Below are 22,176 nucleotides of genomic sequence, written 5' to 3' on the forward strand. Positions count from 1 at the left end.
GCGCCGAGGTCGGTCATGAAGCTCGCGTTCCTCACGTCCGTGTTCGCACTCGCTCTGGGTTTGGCCGCTACGGGTCAGCCCGGTGGAGGTGAGCCGAAATACGCACCGATGCCGTGGCACCTCACTGATACCTGGTGGGATCTCGGGCAGGAAACGCCGTTCGAGAGTCTCGCCGTGGACGTGACGATCGGCGCCGACGTTCCGGCTTCCGTGAACTTGTACGTCGCACCGATCGGACTGGGGCACCTGAGCAAGACCCAGTTCTACGGCGGCATCCAGACGCAATCCGACGGCTACACCAAGAAGGATCTGAAGCTCCGCGGCATCGGGCCTGGGTTCCTGTTCTCCATGTGGGGCGAGCGCGGCAATGACGCCATCCGCCCGTCCGACGGCGGGTTCTTTCAGAGTTCGGGCCACGAGGGGGATTTCGTCAGCGTGCGGCGCCCGTTCGCGTGGAAGAAGGGGAAATACACCTACCGGCTGACTCGTATGGACCGAGAGGAGATCGACGGCAAGCCGTTCACCTGGGTCGGGGCGTTCGTGTACTCCCACGAGAAGGACGAGAACGTGTTCGTTGGGGCGCTTCGATTTAAGGGCGAGAAGCTGGCTCTGGATCGCAAGGTCGCGAACTTCGTGGAGATCTACGGGAACCGGCGCCCGGTTTCGGAGATCCCGAAGGTCACGATCACGTTCGGCCCGCCGGTGGTGAACGGGATGCCCGTGGCGGGCGCGTCGGCGGAGGCGGTCTACCCGAAAGGCGTGCCCGACTACGCAGACGTCGCGGCCAAAGACGGGGCGCTGGTGGTGACGGTCGGTACCCCGGTAGAGGGGCGCAAAAAGCGCAGCGTTATGCTGATCGAGGCGAAGCCGAAGTAGCGGAACCACCATGTACCCGTGGCCCGGCTCTTGTTTACCGGAGGGGCAGGGGCCGCGCGTTCTTACTCGTCAGTGGATCGGAAGTCGTTCAGCGTCGCGCCGAGGATGCCCGCCAGGGTACACAGTTCGGTGAAGGTCGGCTCCGTTTCGCCGCGCTCCCAGCGCATGTACGTCTGGATGTGAACGCCCACGGCTTTCGCGGCGCGCGCCTGGGACAGCCCGGCCGCGTTGCGCAGTTCCCGGAGCCGCATCTTGAACGTGGGGGATTGCTGCTTGGCCACGGTTCGCTTGTGTTCTTTCGCGCGGGGCACCAAAGCACGAGCGCTCTGTTGGCCTCGTACTTTTAGTGAGCGGGGCGCGGCGTGACGCGGTTGTGTTCGGGACCGGCGGAGAGAGGCGGATCGGTCCGTCCCGACGAACTTGGTCCATTAAGTTCGTGTGTGAAGTCTACCATTTTTGCACTCGGCTGCAAGATCGGGGACAGAAGCCGAGGCGTGCGGCCGTAATGCCCAATCGTTCCGTGGGCCAACGAGTGCGCGCAAACGGGAACGCGGCCGGGAACGGTCCTCGGCCGCGCGGTGTCGACGTCTGGGGCCGGCCCGGGGCTACCGCCCGCCCTTGAGCCGGTCCTGTTCGCGCTTGACGGCGTCGTCTTTGGCGCCCTTCGGTGCGTTCGCGGGACCGCCCCCGCCCCCGAGGCGCTCTTGTTCGCGCTTGATGGCGTCCGAACTGGCCGTCGGGGTGACTTCCGATCCGCCGCACCCGATCGCCAGCCCGCACACCGCGGCCAGAATCACAAACCGTTTCATGAACCGAACTCCGAATCAGTTGAGGGGGAGGGTTTCGCCGCCGTTGCGGGTGCCGGCCGCGGTCCAGGCGTCCTGGCCGACCCCGTCGGTGATGAACCGGACGCTCCCGTCACACATGACCACGTTCGCCCCGCCGCTGTGCCGGCTGCCGGGTGGTGCCACCATGCGCCCGTAGGCGCCCGGGCGCCAGCACGGGCTGTTCGGCGGGAGCAGGTGGTTGTACAGCCCGCGCCACATGGACCCCTCGCCCCACGGGTACCCGCGCCCGCGCCAGCCCCCGCCGGCCAGCGACGCGGTCTGCCAGTTCATCGCGAGGAGCTGGGCGCGCGCCGCCGGCAGCGTCGTCGCGGAGATCGCCCCGGCCTCGAAGCAGTCGCCCAACTTGCTGTTCGCCCCGGACGACGGGTAGTTCCCGCCTTCCGCCGCCGCCGCGGTGTTCGAGGTGCCGTCGGTAATGTCGGTGAGGGTGACGACCTTCGCGAGCTGGGCCGGCGCGCCCTCGTCGGCCGAGCGCATCCCGAACACGCCGTCCCACCCGCTGATCTGGTTCCAGCTCCCCGAGTTGAACTTGTAGCTCCCGTACCCGAACGTGGTGGACTCCCCGCGCTCGCTCTCGGACGGGCACACGAACACCTTCGGCTTGTTGGCGTTCCAGGCCCCGAACGCGGACTCGGTTTCCGGGTTCGGGATCAGCTTGGCGATGTTGTCCTGTTCCAGGTACGAGAGCAGGAACACGTTCGGCCCCGCGAACGACCCGGGGCTGGTGCCCGGGGGGAGCTTCTGCTGGGCCGAGTGGTAGTTGTGCAGGCCCAGCCCGATCTGCTTGAGGTTGTTCTGGCAGGTCATGCGGGCCGCGGCGTCGCGCACCTTCTGCACGGCCGGCAGCAGCAGCCCAATGAGGATCGCGATGATCGCAATCACCACGAGTAGTTCAATCAGCGTGAACCCGAGACGGCGCATGAACGGAACTCCCGAATGAGAAAAAAGAAGTACGACCCGCCGAGCGGCAGGTTGGTGGAAGAGGGACGGGTTGGGGGCGAACGGAGATAACCCGCGCGGTGGGCAAACAGCGGCGGGGGGGCGGGAGACGGACCGAGGAGGAATTTATCTACGGCCCAAAAGTATGTCTATAGCGACGCAGTAGTATTTGACACTTTGTGCTTCTATTTTAATTTTTATCGGGCGAAATGGGAGATGTCATGCGCGTAAATTAAGCATCGTGGATAGTTTTCTATTTCGTCGCATTGAAATTGGGCAGTGGTCGCATGGGATATGAGGGCCGGTGCGATTGGCTGTGCTGCACACTCGCGCCGGGCGTGACCAACATTTGGACACGGTACGGTCTGGACTCGGCCCACGGGGCGCGGTACGCTTGCATCCTCCGCTACGTTCGCCCGCCCCGCCTGCCCCGGCCCGTCTCATGCGCTACGGCTCGCTTCCCACCATTGTGGTTTTGTTGTGGATTTCCACACCCGTGCGCGCGGCCGAACCGATCACGTTCGAGCAGCACGTGCGCCCCATTCTGAAGGCGTACTGCCTCGATTGCCACGGCGCCGAGGAGAAGGTATCCGGTAAACTCGACCTGCGCCTGAAGCGGTTTGCTGTGGCGGGCGGTAAGAACGGTCCGGCGGTCGTTCCGAAGGAGCCGGACAAGAGCCTGCTGATCGAACGGATGAAGTCCGGCGACATGCCGCCCGTGGGGAAGAAGGTGCCGGCGGACCAGATCGCGATCATTGAGAAGTGGATCGCGGCCGGCGCGCCCGCACTTCGTGACGAACCCGCGACGCTCCCGCCGGGGCTGGGCATCACCGCCGAAGAACGTGCGTACTGGTTCTACCAGCCGCTGAAACGACCCGCACCACCCGTTTTCGCGCCGACGAACCGCGTGCGGACGCCGATTGATGCGTTTGTGCTGGCGAAACTCCGCGAGCGGGGGCTGAGTTTCAATCCCGATGCGGATCGTGCGACGTTGATTCGCCGCGCCGCGTTCGACCTCACCGGGCTGCCGCCCACGCAGAAGGAGATCGACGAGTTCGTCGCGGACCCCGCACCGGACGCTTACGAAAAACTACTCGACCGGCTGCTCGCATCAAGCGCTTACGGCGAGCGCTGGGGGCGCCACTGGCTCGACGCGGCCGGGTTCGCGGACAGTGACGGCGACGGCTCCACCGATACCGTGCGCCCGTTCGCGTGGCGCTACCGCGACTACGTCATCCGCGCGCTTAACGCCGACACGCCGCTCGACCGGTTCGTGACCGAGCAACTCGCGGGGGACGAACTCGTTCCTCGCCCCTGGACGAATCTGAAACCGGAGCAGATCGAATTACTGGCCGCGACCGGGTTCTTGCGGACCGCGCCGGACGGCACCGCGAGCGGCGGAACCCCCGCCGATACCGAACAAGTGGTGACCGACACGCTGAAAATCGTCACGTCGAGCTTGCTCGGGTCGTCGGTCGCGTGCGCGCAGTGCCACGATCACCGGTACGACCCGATCCCGCAAGCGGACTACTACCAGCTCCGGGCCGTGTTCGAGCCGGCTCTGGACCCGGGGAAGTGGCGCCGGCCCGGAGAGCGCGTTGTGTCGCTGTATACCGACGCGGATCGCGCCAAGGCTGCCGCGGTAGAAGCGGAAGCAGCCAAGATGCAGTCGGACTTCAACCAGAAGCAGTCTGCTGCTGTTCGCGCCGCGTTCGAGAAGGAACTGGAAAAATTCCCCGCCGACGCGCGCCCGAAGCTGAAGGTCGCGTTCGACGCGCCGGCGGACAAGCGGACCGACGAGCAGAAGAAACTGGTGGCATCGAACCCGAAGTTGAACATCACGCCGGGCGTGCTCTACCAGTACGATGTGAAGTCCGACAACGAACTGAAGGCGATGCAGTCGAAGATCCAAGCGAAGCGCGCCGAACGCCCGGTCGAGCCCTTTGTTGCGGTGATGGCCGAGGTGCCGGGCCGCGTGCCGTCTACGAAATTGTTCTACCGCGGGGACGCGCGCCAACCGAAGGGACCGGACCTGGCTCCCGCCGATCTGACGATCGCCGCGCGGGACGGCAAACGATTCGAGATCGTCCCGCAGAGCGCTGGCGGATCGACCACCGGGCGCCGGCTCGCGTGGGCGAAGCACCTGACCGACGGTACGCATCCGCTGTTCGGGCGCGTAATGGCGAACCGCATCTGGCTGAACCACTTCGGGCGCGGGATCGTGGACACGCCCGGCGAGTTCGGCAAGCTCGGCCAAACTCCGACGCACCCTGAACTACTCGACTGGCTCGCGATCGAGTTGCCGCGCCAGAACTGGAGCCTCAAGAAGTTCCACAAACTCATCATGATGTCGACCGTGTACCGGCAGTCGTCGGTGCGCGAGCCGGTGAAAGACACGATGGACCGTGCGAACGCGCTTTACGGCCGGTTTCCGGTTCGGCGCCTCGAAGCGGAAGCCGTGCGCGACCGGATGCTCGTCGCCGCGGACCGGCTCGATCGCACGCCGTTCGGTCCGCCGGTGGCCGCCGTCGAGGACGGCGCCGGGCAGGTCGGGACGCCGGACGACAAACCGCGCCGCAGTGTCTACCTTCAGGCGCGCCGGAGCAAGCCGGTCGCGTTCCTCACAGCGTTCGATGCCCCGGCCGGCGAACTCCAGTGCGAGCGCCGGAACGCGACCACCACGGCCCCGCAATCGCTCATGCTCCTCAACAGTACCTTCGTGCGGAAGCAGGCCGAACACGTCGCCGCCGCGGTGAAAGCGGATACACTCCCCGCGCGCTCCGGGTTCCCGATCTCCGTGGTCGCGGCTCTCAAGGCGGACGTTCCCGTGGAGCGGCTCGTTGAGAGGGCGTGGAACCGGGCCTACCTGCGCGGCCCCACCGCGGACGAACTGAAAATCGGGTCCGCGTTCCTCAAGACCCAGACGGCCGCGCTTCAAGGGAAGGCGAAAGACCCTCGGTTTGCGGCGCTGACCAACCTCTGCCAGCAACTCTTGGCCTCGAACGAGTTCCTCTATGTCGATTAACGCCATCCCCACAACGCGCCGCGCGTTCCTGTCGCAAACGGCCGGCGGGGTCGGGTTCTTCGCGCTCACGCACCTGCTCCAGCGCGAGGGCTTGCTCGGGGCCGACGGGCCGAGCAAGCCCGGCGAGAACCCCCCGGCGAGTCTCGCGCCGCAGAAACCGCACTTCGCGCCGAAAGCGAAGGCGATGATCTCGCTGTTCATGCACGGCGGGCCGTCGCACGTCGACCTGTTCGACCCGAAGCCCGAACTCACGAAGCACAGCGGGACCGAGTATAAGGGTGACGTTCATTACAGCTTCGTGAATCGCGCGAGCAAGAAACTGTTCGGCAGCCCGTGGAAGTTCGCGAAACACGGCAAGTGCGGGACCGAGGTGTCGGAGCTGTTGCCGCACACGGCCGGGATCGTGGACGACATCACCGTGGTCCGGTCGATGCACACCGGGTTCAACGGGCACGAGGTTTCGATCCGGTACTTCCACGGCGGGATCGCGGGAGTAACCGGGCGCCCGACGATGGGCAGTTGGATCGTGTACGGTTTGGGCACCGAAGCGCAGAACCTCCCCGCCTACATGGTGCTTTCCGACCCGGGTGGCGCGCCGGTGGACGCGACCCACAACTGGGACTGCGGGTTCCTGCCCCCTCTGTACCAGGGCACGGTGCTGCGGCCCCAGGAGCCGCGCATCCTCAACCTCGATCCACCGCCGGACGCCGCGGGCGACGTCCAGCGCCAGAATCTGGACTTGCTCGCCGAACTTAACAAGCGTCACCTCGCGACCCGGCCCGGCGAGGCCGACCTGGAGGCCCGCATCGCCAGTTACGAACTCGCCGCCTCGATGCAAACGGCCGCGAAAGAGGCGCTGGACGTGTCACGCGAACCGGCCCGCGTGCGCAACATGTACGGTCTCGATCGGGCGGAAACGCGCGAGTACGGCACGCGCTGCTTGATCGCCCGGCGGTTGGTGGAGCGCGGGGTGCGGTTCGTGCAGATTTTCCTCGGTGGTCAACCGTGGGACACGCACAACGGCATCCGCACCGGGTTACCCGCGATCTGCACGCGGACCGATCAACCGGCCGCGGCGCTCGTGAAAGACCTGAAACAGCGCGGGTTGCTCGATTCGACGATCGTCCACTGGGGCGGCGAGATCGGCCGGCTCCCGGTGTGCGAGGGCGAACTGGACGCCAACGCGGGCCGCGATCACAACGGCCAGGGTTTTACTTGTTGGCTGGCCGGCGGAGGGATCAAAGCCGGTATGACCTACGGTGCCACGGACGAGGTGGGCCACAAGGCGGCCGAGAACGTGGTGACGCCGAATGATTTCCAGGCGACGCTGCTGCACCTGCTCGGCCTCGACCACACGAAACTCGTGTACCACCACGGCGGGAAGGCGCAGCGGCTGACCGACGGGCGCCCGGCCCGCGTCGTGAAGGAGATCCTCGCTTGAGTGCCGGGGCGGTTATTTCCCCAGCGCGTGAATCGTGTTGTGGATCGTGCCCGTAACCGCCCGTCCGTCCGTACCCTTCACTCGGTACGTGATCTCCATGCCCCACGTTGGGGCGATGTCGGGGATGTCGAGGTGAACCGTTTTCCCATCCGGGGAGACGGTCGCCTTTGAGATCGTAAGCGGTTTCTCGTCGATGTGTTTGGAGCCGTACTGCTGGCTTCGCTTCAGCCCCCACACCTTGACTTTGTAGTTCTTCGCGTCCACCGCGCTCTTGGCATCGAGTGCGTCGGTGAACGTGAGTTCGATGCCGCCCGTCTTGGCCTTCAGACCGACGGGTAAGTCGGCCGGCTTTCCAGTGTAGCGGACACGGTAGAACCCGCCCGGCTGCGTCTGGTTCCCGGCCCACGCGAACATCCCACAGACATAGAGGTGCCCGTCGGTCGGGTGGAACCGGGGCCGCATGATCCCGGTGGGGGACATCGGGAGCGGGAGCGCACACATACCGCCCTGGGCCTGCCCGTCAATGGTCTCGTGCGGCACGACGAAGATCTTCCCGTTCCCGTAGGAGGTGTTTAGCAGCGCGCCCTTCAACGGCCCCCATGTGTTGGATGGCACCCAGATCAGCTCCGCGGGCGAGCGATCGAACTCGTTGGTGATCCAGCACAGTGGTTGCTTCATCGCGGAGTCGGACGTGTCCGTGATATCGGTGTAGCCCCACATGTTGCCGTAGAACCCGCCCTTCGTGACGAGGTTGATGCGGTTCTTCGGGGTCCAGAACCCTTCCTGATCGGTCACGAAGAACGTCCCGTCCGGGTTGAGGCAGACGCCGTTCGCGGCGCGGAACCCGGTCGCGAGGATTTCCGTTTTCGCGCCGTCCTTGCTCACCTTCAGCAGCGTGCCGTGGTGCGGGACGAGGGCGGGGAGCGCGTGTCGGCCGCTCTTCGCGTAGTAGAAGTTCCCTTCGGCGTCGGTCTGGAGCCCCATCGCGAACTCGTGGAAGTGCTCCGTGACTTGGTGGTCGCTATTGAAGCACTCGTAGAAGTCGGTTTCGCCGTCGCCGTTGAGATCGTGCAGCTTCACGATCTGGTCGCGGCAACACACGAAGACGGCCCCGTCCCGGATCTTCAGCCCGAGCGGTTGGAACAACCCGGACGCAATCCGCTGCCATGTCAGCCCATTCGCGAGGTTATTCAGCCCGGACACAAGCCACACATCGCCGTCCCACGAACAGACAACGAGTCGCTTACCGTCTGGGGTGAAGTCGAACCCGGTGAGTCGGAGTTGTGCGTTCCACGGATTTCGATTCGGCAAACCGAACGTATCGACGGCGAACGGGCCGTCGTCCTTGCCGACCGTGACGGGGGCTTTGAGCGCGTCGGGCCAGTGCTTCGGTCCGCCGTGCGTAAGTGGTTCGAGCGCACGCGGTGCAGGGGAGTTTTTGGCGAATGCCTTCAGTGCGGCGGCCTCTCCCTTCGTGATGAGTACCTTCACGCGCACCGGAGTCGCGTTTGCGGGAACGCGGAGCACAGTGAATCCGTCGCGCTCTTCGAGGGTGACGCGGTCGTTACCGATCACTGCCGCGGCTATGCGAGTCGGCGCAATACGCGAGAGTAACTCGCGCGATGATTTCCCGATTTCGAGTGTGCGCGTGAAGAGAACATCTGCCGGCTTCTTCGGATCGAGTTCCGCCCCGGACAGTTCCAGCACCGGAGCGTCGCCCACAGTGTAGGAGACGATAGTCTGATCGCCGTAGTGGTACACCCCGCGGAACTTCGCCCATTCCTTGGGGAGCGGGCCGTAGGGCCGCTTATCGCGCCCGAGTGGGCGCGGGTCTTTGAAGCTCCCCGTCGTAGGTTCGGCCCAGCCGGGACCGACCGGGTTCGTGATCCGCACTTCGCCGGTGAGTTTCGGATGGATCTGGTGCAGGCCGTTGAAGTGGATCCCGTTCCAGTCGATGAACCCCTCACCGGTCCACGCCGCGGCGAACCGCATCAGGTCGTGATCGAACAGCGCCCAGCGCGTCCCGCGCGACACGCCGCCGGTGCCGGTGTCGAGCCGAACAGCGATCCCCTTGTACGCGATGTTGGGACCGGTTCCGCCCACCTCGTAGGTGTTCATCAGGCTCGGGCCGTAGTCCATCATCACCCACGGTTCAACAGTGACCGCGGCCGGGCCGTGGGTCGTGCCCTTCGGGAGCGCGGTGAGGTACACGGCATCAATCTTCGTGTACTGCGTCGAGTTGTGCGGCTTGAGGTAGGTTTCGCGCAGGTAGTGAATGAGGTCGTACTTTTGCCGGGGGACCATCCAGGTTTGAGGGGCCATGAGGCCGTAGCCGCGTGTGAGCGTCTGGTACAGGCTGTACGGGTCGCTCCCGTTCTTGAAGACGTGCGCCACGAACTTGGGTGACGTCGGGAGCGACCCGGGCTGATCCTTCGTCCCGTGGCAGTTCGCGCACACGCGGGCGTAGATCGCCTCCCCGCGGCGCAGCGTTTTGTCGTCCCACGCGCGAATGAGGCCGGCGTGGTCGATGTCCTGCTCGTACTCCGGGATCACGAGCGTGGTCACGGCCGGGCGCAGCTCTCTGGCCCGTGACGGCCCGCCTTCGGACACTTCGATGAGGTACTTGGCGAGGTCGAGGAACTGTTGCCGGTCCGAGAGCAGGTTGGCCAACCCTTCGGGCATCAGCGATTTGGCGCTCGCAGTTCGTTTTTCGATCTCGGCTTTCGGAACCGCGATCATTTTTCCGTTCGCAGCCGGATCAGTCAGCGTGAGCGCATCGGGCGTTTCGGCAGTGACCAACCCGGTAATCGTTCGGTCGTCCTTCGTGGTGACGACGACCGTTTCGTACCCCTTTTTGAGTACCTTCGAGGGCGTCAGAACGGACTCGATGAGGTACTCGGCGGTCACTTCTTTGCCGGCCTTCGCGAGGTCCGGGCCGAGGGTCGTGCCGGCTTCGCTGTCGTGGCACTTGACGCACGTGAGAAACTGCTGGAAGAACAGGGCGGCCCCGCGCCCGGCGTCGCCGCGCTCGCGCGCTGATTTCGCGAGTGCGCCGATCGGTTCCTGGGTCAGTTGCTGCTGGAGTGTCGGTGGATCGGCGGAACGAACCGGGGCGATGATGAAGCTCATCAGGAGAATCGCGTGCAAGGTACGAACGAGCATTCCGCGCCCTCGGATCGGGTCGCACCCGCGTTCACGCGGCACAACCCACACAAATTACAGGTGAAATCCCAAATCTCGGATGGGCGTGAGGTTGTCCGCTAGCGAGTTCGGATGAAAAATGACCTCAAGGATTGCGCACCCGCTACGGACGGCCCAATCTCGCCCGACCGGAGTGTACCCGTGCCAGCACTAGTCGTCAGTACCGTTGTTCGCGAGATTCTTGCCGGTGACATCAATTTGTCGGCCGACGAGGTCATCAAGAAGGCCAAGGCTCGCGGGCTAACCGCTCCCGATTCGTCCATCCGGTACACCGCGCACAACATCAAGAGCGAGCTCAAGAAGAAGCTGGCGAAAGGAACGGCGCCCAAGGCGGTTCCGGCCGCGGCCCGCGCGACCAAGAGTGCGGCGCCTGCTCTGGTCCCCGTGCCCGAGGCTGTGGTCGTAGCGGTTCCTACCGTCGTAGCGCCACCCGCGTCCGATTTGGCCGGAGTGCTCGCGAACGTGGCCCTGGTGAACACGGTGGTGGGGGCGTGCGGCGGTGCGGAGTCGGCCCGGCAGGTGGCGGAAGCGGTTCGGGCGTGTGGGAGCGTCGAAGCGTTCCTTCAGCACGTCGAACTGGTCGCGGGCATTCGTGGAGCCTGATGCGACTCCGATCGCCCGTTACAGAACTGATACGCTGTGATCCCCGCGGGTCGAATCGTGGGGCCGCGGCCGAGTTCGCGCTCACCCACAGCCCAATTACCAAGTCATTAGGCACCAGGCGCATCGAGCGATGTGCAGTGGCGCGCCAGGAAATTCGATCAATTTATCTGATGCGTGAGTCGTGGCGAGCCTACGGTGCGGGGCGCGTACCCGAACCCGGCGTCGGTATCGTAGCGGGCGCGCGGGCTTGTTGTCGGTGTGCTTCGGCTTTGGGCCGGTCGCCCTTGCGCTGGTAGTGTTCGGCGAGGGCGCGGTGCGCGCGGGCGTTGTTGGGGTCGCGCTCGAGCGCGCGCTCGAGCCAGTACAGGGCCACGTTCTCGCGCCCGATCTCCAGGAACATCCCCCCGAGTTCGGCGTCGTTGTCCGCGGTCCCCGTCGGGCTGTCCGTGAGGTCTTTGAGGATGGCGTTGATGCGCGCGAGCGCGGCGCGCGTGCGGTCGTGCTCGGCGAGGGCGTCGGCGGCGTCCTGGGTGCGGCCCTGGAGCCGGAGCGCGGCGGCGAGTGCGAACAGGGCCTCGGTGTCGGCGGGGTCGGCGCGGAGCACGGCGCGGAGCCGGGGCTCGGCGCGCTCGGGCTGGTTCTCCTGGATGTCGAGGTTGGCGAGCGTGATGAGCAGCGGGGCGTCGGTGGGGAGTTCGGTAAGCGCGGGCTCCATGAGTTCGCGGGCCCGGGTGCCGTTGCCCCGGAGGTAGTGGTAGATTCCGAGCCTTGCCCGGACCCGCGGGTCGTCGGGCGCCTGGCGCTGGAGGTACTCGAGGTGGGGCTGCGCGTCGTCGGGCATGCGGTCCTCGAGGTGCATCTCGGCGACCCGGAGCCGGGCGGGTAAGAGGTCCGGGTCGAGTTCGAGGGCGCGCGCGTAGTCGAGTTTGGCGGCCTTGGGGTTGTTGAGGCGCTCGAGGGTCCAGGCGCGCCAGTAGTGGGGCTTGGCGCTGGTGGGCCGGGCCTCGATCCACCGGCTCAGGCACCCATACGCCGGCTTGTACCGGAGGCGGTGAATGTACGCGCGCGCGAGCGAATCGAGGATCATCGGTGATTCGGGGTGCTTCTGGTCAACGAGGCGGAACAGCGCGGGGGCCAGAGTATCGATGTCACCGGCCTGGACCCGCATGAGGAGGAACTCGAGTTGGACCCCCTCTGTCGCGCCCTCTTGAAGTTCGAGGCATCGGTTGAGGTGCGTTTCGGCCCCGGGGAAATCGCCGGTGAGCCGGGCGGCGCGGGCCGCGAGTAGGTGGACCTCGGGGTTCCGGGGCCAGACCCGCAGGCAGAGCGCGAGCCGCTCGCGCGCCTCATCCGGGCGCTCGGCGCTGAGTGCGCCCTGAGCCGCGCGCCACTGGTAGTGCGCGTAGCCCCACAGCCCGGCGCCCGATCCTGCCAGTAGTACCAGAAGGAACAGCGCGGTCAGAAACGGGTGGCGCCGGGCGCCATTCGCGGCGCGGAACGGGAATCGCAAAACCCGGCTCAGAAAGTGCCACGATCCGCTACCGCGTTTGGCTTCTTGGACCGGGGCCGTGGCGAACAATGATTGGCAATCGGTAGCATCGGACATGAGTGTATCACCGAGGCCGGTGCTCGGGGTTCGCGGGCACACGAGAACGTGACGTGTCGGCAACCTCGGTGACCCACGGTTCGGGCCACCGAGAACTGGATGCTTAATCTTTTAGTTCCAGCGTGATTTGCTGCGTGCCTTCTTTGAGATTCACTTTCAGCGTGGACTTGGTTTTGTCCGCGTAGGCCCGCGGGATCTTGACGTAGTGGCCGGGGTCGCCCTGGGGAGAGTCCTCACCGGCTGGACTTTTCTCTTGCTTCCCGGCGCCTTTCACGCCCACGGGCGGGCCTTTGGTGACCGGGGGGGGGCGCTACCGCCCTTACCGTACTTCGAGGACGCACCGCCGGGGCCGCCCGATGATTGCCCCATATACGTTTCTTTTTTAACGCTCGGGTTGAGTGATTCGGTATCGACCGTCACGGTCACGTCTCCGATGGGTAAGTCGCTCGCCTCGAAGGTTCCGTCGGTGCGGAGCGCGGCGCTGTACACGCCCGAATCGGTGTGGAACGCCAGGTTCCCGCCGGTCACGGGCGCGCCCTTGTACGTCACCGTTCCGGACACTTTCGCCGGCGCGGTCTTCTGTGAGCAGCCGATCATCAGCCCGAGTGTCAGGAGAAAGAGAAGAGGTACGAAGATTAAACGTCGCTTTGTCATGGCGTGTGAACTCGGAAGAGGGTGAAGATGAACTTTTGCCCCTGAGTACGCAGAGGGGCGTGTAACCAGCAGTTGTGGGTCGGCCGCTGGTCGGATCGGATGAATTTGGTTGGGGAAGAAAGTGATTCCCACGCGGGGCGGCCCGGTGGGAATCTGCGAGTTCCGTTTGCGAGTCGCCGATCCCGAACGATTCTTCTGCCTACCAGTTGCTGCCCAGCACTTGTCCGTCGTTGGGCATAATCGCGAAGGCCCACGTCGACTGCGAGACGCCCGAACTCACGGACCGGACGCTGCCGTCCATCAGGAGGACGTTGATCCCACCGGAGGTGAACCCCTGAACGCGCCGCGGGTCGCACTGGTTCTTGTTCACGCCGAACTGCGGGAGCGTGATGTAGTTCTGCGGGTACCCACTGGGGAACCTCTCGGGCGACCCGAGGTCGAATCCGCCCGGGTAGTACGCCCACCACGCGGGGACGAATCGCACGTTCGGGTCGTTGCGCCCCGACATCTCGGCGAGGGGGTTGCAGTTTTGCCCGTCTTCGCACCACACTCGCTCAGTGTACCCGCTGCCGGTCGGGGCGCTCGGGTTCCCGCACACCGAGTACCACTCGAAGTAGCCGATCGTGTTGGACGTACCGTCCGGGAACGAGGCCGGGATGCGCGCCTTCCCGCCGAGTTGCCAGTCCTCGCCCCACCCGCCGCCGAACGCGTGCCAGTTCGGGGTGTAGCTCGTAGCCCCGCGCCCGTTACCGCTGACCCAGGTGCGCCCGTCGCCCGGGAGACTCGGGTCGCTCGGGGCCAGGAACGTCTTGATGATTGCGGTCGAGCGCCACGAGTTGCCCGCGGCGGTCCCGCCGGCGTTGATTTCCGAAGCTTTGTAGACGTTGTCCTGCTCGAGGTACGGGAGCAGGAAGTACTGTTGCGTTCCGAAGTGCGAGGGGTTGTAAGCCGCGCCCCAGTTCGGGTCGTTACCGGTGGGGAAAGACCCGTGACAAGTGGGCAGTTTGCCCGCCGCGTCGTGGCAGGCGTGTAGCGCGATGCCGATCTGCTTGAGGTTGTTCTGGCTCTTCATGCGGGCCGCGGCTTCGCGGACCTTTTGGACTGCTGGGAGCAGCAGACCGATCAAAATGGCGATGATCGCGATGACCACCAACAACTCAATGAGCGTAAAACCCTTACGCCCGGCCGGTCGGAAAGAATGGAGGGACATTAAAGCACCCGCGGAGAATGGGAGAATCCCACGGAAGGAGAATGTGTCAATATTTCGTCAAAATTGCCACTTTTGTCAACCCCAAAATCATATTTTGTGAGAGGTTGAAGGAGCGGCTTTCCGCGTATTGGCCGTGTTTTTCAGGTGTTTGTGTCGATTTTATAATTCGACAATGGTTTTTGTTCTAATCGGCAATGAGTTGGCAATTTTTCTCTCATTGATTAGCATTTCCGGCGGCAAGGTTCGGCCGACGACTTAAATTGCCGTGGCGTATTTGGCCTGCACCCGGCGCTACCTCGGAGGTAGGAATTGGTTCTTCCGGCTCAAAAGAGTTCAATGTTCGGGATGGCGATTGTGTGGTCCGGTTGTTAGTTTCTATTTCGTAGCGATTGTTTTTAATTTATTTATCTAATATATTGGAAATAGTCCTGGCATGCTCTCCCAACTCTCTGTTTCTTCCCCCCGCGGGGAAGAACAAGGGCGGCCCTCCGTCGCCAGTTCGCGCTCCGCGCCCAAGCTCCCATTCGCTCTGGCGTTCATCGGCCTCTTCGGGGTGCTGTTGGCGTCGTTCCCCGGGCGGGACGGCGACATCTGGCGGCACCTGGTGGCCGGGCGCGAGTTCGTTTCGCGCCCGGGCACGATCGGCCCCGCGTGGCTCTACGACCTCGTGGTTTATGCGGTGTATTCGGTCGCGGGCGGCGGTGCGCTGGTGCTCGTAAAGGCCCTGGCTTCCGGGACGATCGCGCTCCTGATCTTTCAAATGAGTCGCGCACGCGGGGGGCGGTTGCTCCCGTTGGCGATCTCGGGTTTGGCCGTACTCGCGCTGGGGAGCCGGGTGCTGCTCCACCCCGCGACGTTCTCCGCGTTTTTCTTGACTGTTGCGGTTCGGCTCTTGTTCCGCGCCCCGCGCCCCGCGGACCGCCCGCGCGCGCGGTGTCCCGATTGGTACCTGGTCGCGTTGTTCGTGGTGTGGGGGAACGTCGACCAGAACGTTGTGATCGGACTGTGTGTCGTCGCCCTGATCGAGTTCGGGCGCCTGCTGGATGCACGGTCTTCGGGCGCGTTCGGGTCGGAGTTGGGGCGGATGGTTGCGAGAATCGCGGTTCTGGTCGTGGCCGCGTGTGCCGGCCCCGCGCACGTACACAACTTACAGGTGCCCGCCGAACTCAAGCGCGCCCTGGCCGCGCTACACGAAGAAGGCGGGGGCGGAGCTGTGAACTCACCGTTTACGCGAGAGTTCTTCGCCAGTTTCCGGGAAAGCCCCGTGGTATTGTCTTATTTCCCCCTGTTGGGGCTGGGGCTGGTGTCGTTCCTGTTAAACCGCAAGGCGTGGCACTGGGCGTGGGTGCTGCCGTGGATCGGCTTGGCGCTCGTGAGCGGTATCCAGGTCCGGCTCGTGCCGTTTTTCGCGGTTGTTGCAGGCCCGGTTACGGCCTGGAACTTCGTCACGTACTTTACCGGGCGCGAGGCGCCGGCGCTGGTGCGCCCGCGGGTCCGGTTCGCCCTCCGCGGCCTCACGGTCGCACTGGCGGTCGGGTTCCTGGTGGCCGCTTGGCCGGGCTGGTTACAGGCGCCGCCGTTCGAGCCGCGCCGGTGGGCGGTGGAGCCACCGAGTGCCGTATTGGACGGTGCCGCGTTCCTCCGACGGGCGCACGCGAGCAACTTGTGGCCCCAGGAGTCGCGAACGCTTTACCTCTCTTCGGAAACTGCGTCGATGCTCGCCTGGTTCTGCCCCGAGGACCGCGGACTGCGCGACGAGGACGCGGTGAAGGAATTGTTGAAGACCGACGTGCCCGAGAAGGCCCGCCAGCAACTCCGTGCACTGGGGGTGTCGCGAGTCGTCGCGTTCGTGGCCGAAACCGACGGCTCGGCGCGCGAGGCACGCGCACGCCTCCTGGCCGACCCGGACGAGTGGCCGGTGCTGCACCTGACCGGGGGGCTCGTCGTGTTCGGCTGGCGCGATCCCGCTCGGGGGCGCGGGGCGGACCCGTATGAGGGCCGGGGGGTAGACTTCACCGGGCGCGCGTTCCGCCCGGGCGACGAGGATCGCGCGCCCGGCGCGCGACCGGCGGGCCGGCGCTGGTGGGACGCTTTCTGGAAACCGGCGCCCGCGTCCCGCCCCGCCGGACGGGACGAGGCGCTGGTGCTGCTCGAGAAGGCCGAGGCCATGCTCGGTTCGGCCCCCCAGCGCCACTTGAGTGTGTGGGTGCCCGGGCAGATGGGCGGCCTCGTCGGGGCCGCGAGCGGGTGGAGTACGCCCGCGGGGGCACTCGACGCGACGATCCGCGGGGCGTTCGTCCGGCCCCCGCTCGTGCGGAACGCGCCGCCCCCACAAGTTGCGCAACTGGCGCTCGGGTTCGAGCAGCGGTTCGAGTACGACCGCGGGTCAGCGCCCGTCGGGATCCTGTACGTGGCGGCGCGGGCCGCGCGGCGCGCGGTCGCGGAGAACCCGAACGACGCGACCGCCTATTTTGCCCTGGGGCGGATTTACGCCGCGCTCGTGCGGATCACGTCGGAGCAGAGCTGGGCCGGGCGGGTACCGGACCTCGTGCGCCTCCGGCAGATCCAGGCGAGTGCGGCCCTCAACCGGGCGGTTGCCCTGGACCCGAACCTGGCCGAGGCCCACATCGCGCTCGGGCAACTGTACCTGACGATCAAGTACCTGGACCTGGCCGCCGCCCACCTGCGCGCGTACCGGGACGTTCCGGCGAGCCGCGGCGGGCCGAAAAAGGGGGACCGGCGGGCCGCGGAAATTCTCGCCGAACTCGACCGGCTGACCAAAGAAGTGGACGAACAGACGCGCGCGTTTGCCAACGAATCGGCCCGCTCCTCGGTGGGCGACCGGGCGATCATGGCCGACCGGCGCGGGCTGGCGGGTGCGGCCCGCGACCTGCTCCTGAAGTCCGACGTTTCGGCGTTCGGCACGCAGGGCATGGAACTGGAACTCAACCTGCTGTTGCGCACGGGGCGGCCGGAGGACGTGTTGGAGTGGACGACGCCCGAACTGGAGGGCTCGCTCGGGGGCTTCACGTACCACTGGCTCCGCGCGCAATCGCACATTGCACTGGGCGACTACGCGGCGGCGGACACCGAACTGGGGGAGATCATCGAACCGGGGAGCCTGCTCGTCGTGCCGTCCCCGGTCGGGACCGAGGTCGCTGGTGTGGTCGGCAAGGCGCTCCTGGACGCTCAACCCAGCACGTCGTTCACCTCGCAGGTCGTGATGCGGGCGCTGAGCGAATTCGACCTCCGGACCCGGATGACACAGATCGGACTGAAACTGAGCCAGGTGGCCGATATGTCGGTGCTCCGCGGGGTAATTGCGCTGGAAGCGGGAACGATCGACCGCGCCCGGGATTCCTTCCGCGCGGCGCTCACGTACTCGCCCGAGCGCTGGGCCGGCGGTCAACTGGAGTTCCCCGGGCGGTGGGTAGCGTGGGCGGGCCTGGCGCTGATCGAGAGCGCCGAGGCGAAGCCGGCTCGCGCGCCTTGACAGCCGCAACTAGCGCGTGGCCTGTCGGAACCATTCGCGCAGGTTCGCTTGTACTCGCACGTCCGGCTCGAACCGGAGTGCGGTTTGAAGCTCGCGCTGACCGGCAGCCGGGTCGCCGCGTTTGTGCAAACAGGCGCCGAGGTACGTGCGCACCTGTGGGTGCAGCGGGTTGATGCGCAGCGCCGCGCGGCAATCCGCTTCGCCCCGCTCCCAATCGTTGCGCGCGAGGTGTACGATCGCGCGACTGAGGAGCGGATCGACCGCGGTCGGGTTGATTCGGACGCGCGTATCGGCCGCTTCGAGGGCCGCGTCGTAGCGCTCCGCTACCGTCGCGGCTTCGACCAGTCCGGCCAGAGCCGCTTCTGCTTCCGGGTTCAGGGCGAGTGCGTTTCGCGCGGCGCGGAACTTCTCGACGGCTTCGGCCGGATCGGGGCGCGTGGACGCGAGCGCGCGCCAGGCGTCCGCGTCGCCCGGCCATCGAGCGAGTGAGGCGCGTAATCGCTCGGTCGCGAGTGACCGCAAGTCGCTACGGGTTGTGATTTCGGGGGGCAGCCGTTTCTTGGCGAACCCGGCGAGTGCGAGCCCGAGGTCGCGCTCGCGTTCGTCACCGGTGGGGGAAAACGGGCCGCTTCGGAACCGCACGAGCGGGGATTCCGCGAAGGGCAAACCCTTGGGCGCGGGGCCGGGGGCGGCGGTCCTCGGGACGCGGTGGTTCGTCACGCTAGCGTGGATGATGTTGGCACTCGCGGCCTTGGGCATGTGGCACGCGACGCAACTATCGTTCTTCGTCCGCCGGTCCGGTTCGGGCAGGGTACATCCCTGTGATTTGTGGCAGCTCAGGCACCGCTGGCGGTAGTGCGCGTCGCGTGTCGGGGCGTCCGGGGCGGCGTGCGGGTCGTGGCAGCTCGTACACAACAGCGCGCCGCGGCTCCCGGTGAAACAGCGGCTCTGCTCCATTTGCTCGAACTGGCCGACCGAGCGGTTCGCCGCGGCGAGGTCCGGGTGCCGGACGTACACGCTGACGAACTGCTCGAACGGTAGCCCCGGCCGGTACTCGAACAGATCACGCCCCCGCCGGGGTACTCGTTCTTCCCCCTGAAGGTGGCACTGTTCGCAGATCGCGGATTGGAGCGCGGGCGCGAGGTGCCGCGGGTTCACGATAGACGTGTCTGTTTGAGGGGTTGCGCCCGCAGTGCGCTCGGCGACGTGCAGCGCGCCCGGTCCGTGGCACCGCTCGCACCCGATCGCGGCCTGGACGGGGAGCAGTGGTTCGCGGTAGCGGTTGTCGGCCCCGGGCACGGGCTCGACCCGGTCCACGTGACAGTAGAGGCACTCGGGCACGATCGCGCGTCGGGCCATGCTTCCGAGGTGAAATCCGGGCGAAACGTCCCACCGGTCTTCCGGCCCGAACCAGCTCACGGGCGTTTGCCAGACGGCCCCGCCCTCGACGCTCAGGTATGATCGCCCGCGAGTGCCGGAGCCGATCGCGATTTCGGCCGGGATGATGACATCACTCACGGGAACCGGAGTCGGTTCCAACACGCGAACCCGGTGCCGCACTTCTGTGGGCGATTTTTCGATGCTGAGGGCGAACGGTCCGGAGGTGAACTCGGTGTGCCCAGAGGGGGCGTACTTTTCGATGGGCGTTGCCTGGGATACGAGCGCCGCGGACCGGCCCATTGGGTGCGCGTGATACGACTTGGTAAGGGCTTGGTGGCACTTCGCGCACGCCGCGTCGCCGACGTAACCGACCCCCGGTTTCACGTTCCGGTACGGAGAATCGAACACGATGCGGGGATCGGGTGTTGGTGGGTCCGGTTGAGGCGGTTCGGGTTCGGTCGATACGGGAGGCGGAGTGGGGAGGGTGAAATACCAGGCCGCCAACGCCGCGGAGCCGAGGAGCACAAGTGCCCCCAGGAATATCAGGCGACCGGAACGGGAGAGGTGCATCGGCGAAGCCCGGTGAGTGGATCACGTGCCCGCTAATATACCTCACTGCACCCGCCGTTCGAGGCCACAGAAGGAAGCGTTGCGCCCCCTGTGGCCCTGATCGCATGCGGACGCCCAGGCTGGATGCCGCGACCCTTTCACGCCCCGCCCTTATCGAGTTCGGTCACGAGCGCGCGGATGAACGGCTCGGCGTCGGAAACGATCCCCACGGTCTGCGTGCTCCCGCGGTCCATGAGCTTCGTGACAGTCGCCGGGCTGATGTCCACGCACGCGACCTTCACCCACGCGGGCAGCAGGTTGCCCACCGCGATCGAGTGCAGCGTCGTGGCGACCATCAGACAGAAACCCACGCCCGGGATGAGCTTGCGCATCGCGTCCTGGGCCGCGAGCGCGTCGGTAACGACTTCCGGCAGCGGGCCGTCGTCGCGGATGCTGCCCGCGAGCACGAACGGCACGTTCCGGGTCGCGCACTCGTACATGATGCCGCTCTTGAGGCGCCCGGCCTCGACCGCTTTCTTGATGCCCCCCATTCGCCGGATCGTGTTGATCGTGCGCAGGTGGTGCTCGTGCCCCTCGTCGGTCGGCAATCCCCGGTCGAGCGAGACGCCGAGACTCGTGCCGTAGAACGCCTGTTCCATGTCGTGAGTGGCGAGCGCGTTACCCGCGAACAGCACGTTAATGAACCCCTCGCGCACGAGCTTCGCGACCAGTTCGGCCCCGCCGGTGTGAACGACCGCCGGCCCGAGGACCGCGAGCACTTTGTCGCCCGCGGCGCGCGTCTTGCGCATCGCGCTGGCGATCTCGCGCACGCTGACGGCTTTCGGGCGCTCGCTCGAAACGGGACTGGCCATGAACTCGAACAGTTCGTGCTTGCGCATCTCGGCTTCGGGCGGGAACACGCGCGTCCCTCGGCGCCCAACGAGCACGCGGTCACCGGTCTTCACGGCCGTCATGGGGAGGCACCGGGCCGCGCCGCCCTCGGGATCGACCACGATCCCGCAATCCATCTCTTGGTCCTCCACGTCCACCCATTCGCCGTTCAGTTTCACCTGGGTGCGGAAATTGGTGGAGCAGTAGAACCCGTCCGGGAACGCGCCGTCCAGATCGGCCGCGAGCGTGCGGCAGTCCTCCGACTGCGCCGGCACCGCGCCGTGCGGGTGGACCTCTGCCAGTATCGCGTCGAGCTGGTCCGGCGAGTCCGCGCGCACTTCGATGCGCACGAAACTGGGATCGTCCTGGCGCTCGCCGAGCTTCAGCGTCTCGATGTGGTACCGCCCGCCGCGTGACAGGATCGCGTCGAGCACCTTCGGCAAAAGGAGCGAGTCGACGATGTGGCCGGTCATTTCGACGTGTTCGACGTGCGGTGCGGACATGGCGTGAACCTCCTCGACCCGTGCGGCGTCGTTACGGGCGGCGCGATGAACCCGTCCGCGCATCGCCCCTCATACCTTGATACCGGGACCGGCGCGGGAATACGAGACGGCCATGAGCGACAGCTTGGGCGACCGGATGAAGCGGTACGAGGGCGCGGAGGCCGGTCGGCGCCTGATGCCACTGGTGCCCGCGCTCGCGCGGCTCGACGGGCGCGCGTTCCACTCGTTCGTGCGCGGGCTGGAGAGACCGTTCGATAAGCGCCTCTCCCATCTCATGATCGATACCGCGACGTTCCTCGTGCGCGAAACGAACGCGGTGGTGGGCTACACGCAGTCGGACGAGATCACGCTCGCGTGGGTACCGGGGGAATACGACACGCAGGTCTTCTTCGACGGCCGCATTCAAAAGATGACGTCCACGCTGGCGGCGCTGTGCTCGGCTCACTTCAATCGAAGATTGCCCGCGTTTTTGCCCAGCGAATTCGCTGACCGGCTGCCGGTCTTCGATTGCCGCGTATGGAACGTGCCGACGCTGGAAGAGGCCGCGAACACCTTCTTGTGGCGCGAACTGGACGCGACCAAGAACTCGATCGCGATGGCGGCCCACGCACACTACGATCACCGAGAGTTGCACGCCAAGAGCGGCGCGGAGATGCAGGAGCTGCTTTGGAAGAAGGGCGTGAACTGGTCCGATTATCCGACGTTCTTCAAACGCGGCACCTACCTCCGGCGCCGGACCGTTTCGCGCCCGTTCACCGCGACCGAGCTATCCGTGCTGCCCGCGAAGCACGCCGCCCGGAGCAACCCCGCGCTGGTCGTGGCGCGCACGGAATGCGGCCCGTGTGACCTCCCGCCACTCGCCCGGGTGGAGAACCGCGTCGGAGTGCTTTTCTACGGCGAAGTACCGCGCCCGAAGTCCGTTGTCGCTCAACCCCGTGCTAGGTGACAAAAATTGCT

General features: G+C 66.1%; 16 protein-coding genes. 6 read left to right on the forward strand and 10 right to left on the reverse strand.

The genetic code is table 11. The features are described from left to right. Positions 1-15 precede the first annotated feature (15 nt). Entirely contained in the window at positions 16-876 is an 861-nt protein-coding gene (locus VT84_RS05950; RefSeq protein ID WP_052560733.1) for a DUF3472 domain-containing protein, read from the forward strand. Between the two features lie 62 nt (positions 877-938). Here the strand turns inward: VT84_RS05950 and VT84_RS05955 are convergent, their stop codons facing one another. The 3 genes from VT84_RS05955 to VT84_RS05965 all read right to left on the reverse strand — a co-directional run bounded on the left by VT84_RS05955 (position 939) and on the right by VT84_RS05965 (position 2,645). Beyond that, positions 939-1,157 carry a helix-turn-helix transcriptional regulator gene (locus tag VT84_RS05955; RefSeq protein ID WP_157469213.1) on the reverse strand — a complete coding sequence of 73 codons (219 nt, stop codon included), beginning with the start codon at positions 1,155-1,157 and terminating at the stop codon, positions 939-941. 324 nt (positions 1,158-1,481) lie between these two features. Further along, positions 1,482-1,685: a hypothetical protein gene (locus VT84_RS05960; RefSeq protein WP_052560735.1), complete on the reverse strand. Its 204-nt coding sequence runs from the start codon at positions 1,683-1,685 to the stop codon at positions 1,482-1,484. A gap of 15 nt (positions 1,686-1,700) precedes the next feature. Further along, entirely contained in the window at positions 1,701-2,645 is a 945-nt protein-coding gene (locus tag VT84_RS05965; RefSeq protein ID WP_082838847.1) for a DUF1559 domain-containing protein, read from the reverse strand. A gap of 514 nt (positions 2,646-3,159) precedes the next feature. Between VT84_RS05965 and VT84_RS05970 the strand changes: the two genes are divergently transcribed. Then, complete coding sequence (locus VT84_RS05970; protein WP_204249719.1) at positions 3,160-5,688, forward strand: PSD1 and planctomycete cytochrome C domain-containing protein; 2,529 nt, start codon at positions 3,160-3,162, stop codon at positions 5,686-5,688. After that, positions 5,678-7,129, forward strand: a complete 1,452-nt coding sequence (locus tag VT84_RS05975) for a DUF1501 domain-containing protein (RefSeq protein WP_082838849.1) — start codon at positions 5,678-5,680, stop codon at positions 7,127-7,129. Before VT84_RS05970 ends, VT84_RS05975 begins: the two co-directional genes overlap by 11 nt. Before the next feature lie 12 nt (positions 7,130-7,141). On the opposite strand, the gene VT84_RS05980 is transcribed toward VT84_RS05975, so the two are convergent. Continuing rightward, positions 7,142-10,291, reverse strand: coding sequence for a DUF6797 domain-containing protein (locus tag VT84_RS05980; RefSeq protein WP_082838850.1), 3,150 nt, complete (start codon positions 10,289-10,291; stop codon positions 7,142-7,144). Between the two features lie 180 nt (positions 10,292-10,471). Between VT84_RS05980 and VT84_RS05985 the strand changes: the two genes are divergently transcribed. Next, positions 10,472-10,933, forward strand: a complete 462-nt coding sequence (locus tag VT84_RS05985; RefSeq protein WP_157469214.1) for a hypothetical protein — start codon at positions 10,472-10,474, stop codon at positions 10,931-10,933. Between the two features lie 190 nt (positions 10,934-11,123). Here VT84_RS05985 and VT84_RS41940 read toward each other — a convergent pair whose 3' ends face one another. The 4 genes from VT84_RS41940 to VT84_RS06000 all read right to left on the reverse strand — a co-directional run bounded on the left by VT84_RS41940 (position 11,124) and on the right by VT84_RS06000 (position 14,403). After that, on the reverse strand, positions 11,124-12,539 hold the full coding sequence (locus tag VT84_RS41940; protein ID WP_082838851.1) for a tetratricopeptide repeat protein: 1,416 nt from the start codon (positions 12,537-12,539) through the stop codon (positions 11,124-11,126). Between the two features lie 103 nt (positions 12,540-12,642). After that, positions 12,643-12,819 (reverse strand): hypothetical protein, encoded by a 177-nt coding sequence (locus VT84_RS38145; protein ID WP_157469215.1) that lies wholly within the window; start codon positions 12,817-12,819, stop codon positions 12,643-12,645. Continuing rightward, positions 12,810-13,193, reverse strand: a complete 384-nt coding sequence (locus tag VT84_RS05995; RefSeq protein WP_082838852.1) for a carboxypeptidase regulatory-like domain-containing protein — start codon at positions 13,191-13,193, stop codon at positions 12,810-12,812. Before VT84_RS05995 ends, VT84_RS38145 begins: the two co-directional genes overlap by 10 nt. Positions 13,194-13,392: 199 nt before the next feature. Further along, positions 13,393-14,403, reverse strand: a complete 1,011-nt coding sequence (locus tag VT84_RS06000) for a DUF1559 domain-containing protein (RefSeq protein ID WP_082838853.1) — start codon at positions 14,401-14,403, stop codon at positions 13,393-13,395. Positions 14,404-14,836: 433 nt separating this feature from the next. On the opposite strand from VT84_RS06000, the gene VT84_RS06005 reads away from it, so the two are divergent. Further along, positions 14,837-17,896 carry a tetratricopeptide repeat protein gene (locus tag VT84_RS06005; RefSeq protein ID WP_082838854.1) on the forward strand — a complete coding sequence of 1,020 codons (3,060 nt, stop codon included), beginning with the start codon at positions 14,837-14,839 and terminating at the stop codon, positions 17,894-17,896. 9 nt (positions 17,897-17,905) lie between these two features. Here the strand turns inward: VT84_RS06005 and VT84_RS06010 are convergent, their stop codons facing one another. Next, positions 17,906-19,846 (reverse strand): multiheme c-type cytochrome, encoded by a 1,941-nt coding sequence (locus VT84_RS06010; RefSeq protein ID WP_157469217.1) that lies wholly within the window; start codon positions 19,844-19,846, stop codon positions 17,906-17,908. Positions 19,847-19,983: 137 nt separating this feature from the next. After that, positions 19,984-21,219 carry a TIGR00300 family protein gene (locus VT84_RS06015; RefSeq protein ID WP_082838856.1) on the reverse strand — a complete coding sequence of 412 codons (1,236 nt, stop codon included), beginning with the start codon at positions 21,217-21,219 and terminating at the stop codon, positions 19,984-19,986. Positions 21,220-21,331: 112 nt separating this feature from the next. On the opposite strand from VT84_RS06015, the gene VT84_RS06020 reads away from it, so the two are divergent. Beyond that, positions 21,332-22,165, forward strand: coding sequence for a tRNA(His) guanylyltransferase Thg1 family protein (locus VT84_RS06020; RefSeq protein WP_082838857.1), 834 nt, complete (start codon positions 21,332-21,334; stop codon positions 22,163-22,165). The last annotated feature ends 11 nt before the right edge of the window (positions 22,166-22,176 follow it).

The sequence above is a fragment of the Gemmata sp. SH-PL17 genome, from assembly GCF_001610855.1.
Taxonomy (GTDB): Bacteria; Planctomycetota; Planctomycetia; order Gemmatales; family Gemmataceae; genus Gemmata; species Gemmata massiliana.

Coding starts and splice junctions, on each gene's coding strand:
- VT84_RS06010 (WP_157469217.1), bottom strand. CDS start 19,846: ATGCACCTCTCCCGTTCCGGTCGCCTGATATTCCTGGGGGCACTTGTG.
- VT84_RS05950 (WP_052560733.1), top strand. CDS start 16: ATGAAGCTCGCGTTCCTCACGTCCGTGTTCGCACTCGCTCTGGGTTTG.
- VT84_RS05995 (WP_082838852.1), bottom strand. CDS start 13,193: ATGACAAAGCGACGTTTAATCTTCGTACCTCTTCTCTTTCTCCTGACA.
- VT84_RS06020 (WP_082838857.1), top strand. CDS start 21,332: ATGAGCGACAGCTTGGGCGACCGGATGAAGCGGTACGAGGGCGCGGAG.
- VT84_RS06005 (WP_082838854.1), top strand. CDS start 14,837: ATGCTCTCCCAACTCTCTGTTTCTTCCCCCCGCGGGGAAGAACAAGGG.
- VT84_RS06000 (WP_082838853.1), bottom strand. CDS start 14,403: ATGTCCCTCCATTCTTTCCGACCGGCCGGGCGTAAGGGTTTTACGCTC.
- VT84_RS06015 (WP_082838856.1), bottom strand. CDS start 21,219: ATGTCCGCACCGCACGTCGAACACGTCGAAATGACCGGCCACATCGTC.
- VT84_RS41940 (WP_082838851.1), bottom strand. CDS start 12,539: ATGTCCGATGCTACCGATTGCCAATCATTGTTCGCCACGGCCCCGGTC.
- VT84_RS05965 (WP_082838847.1), bottom strand. CDS start 2,645: ATGCGCCGTCTCGGGTTCACGCTGATTGAACTACTCGTGGTGATTGCG.
- VT84_RS05960 (WP_052560735.1), bottom strand. CDS start 1,685: ATGAAACGGTTTGTGATTCTGGCCGCGGTGTGCGGGCTGGCGATCGGG.
- VT84_RS05975 (WP_082838849.1), top strand. CDS start 5,678: ATGTCGATTAACGCCATCCCCACAACGCGCCGCGCGTTCCTGTCGCAA.
- VT84_RS05980 (WP_082838850.1), bottom strand. CDS start 10,291: ATGCTCGTTCGTACCTTGCACGCGATTCTCCTGATGAGCTTCATCATC.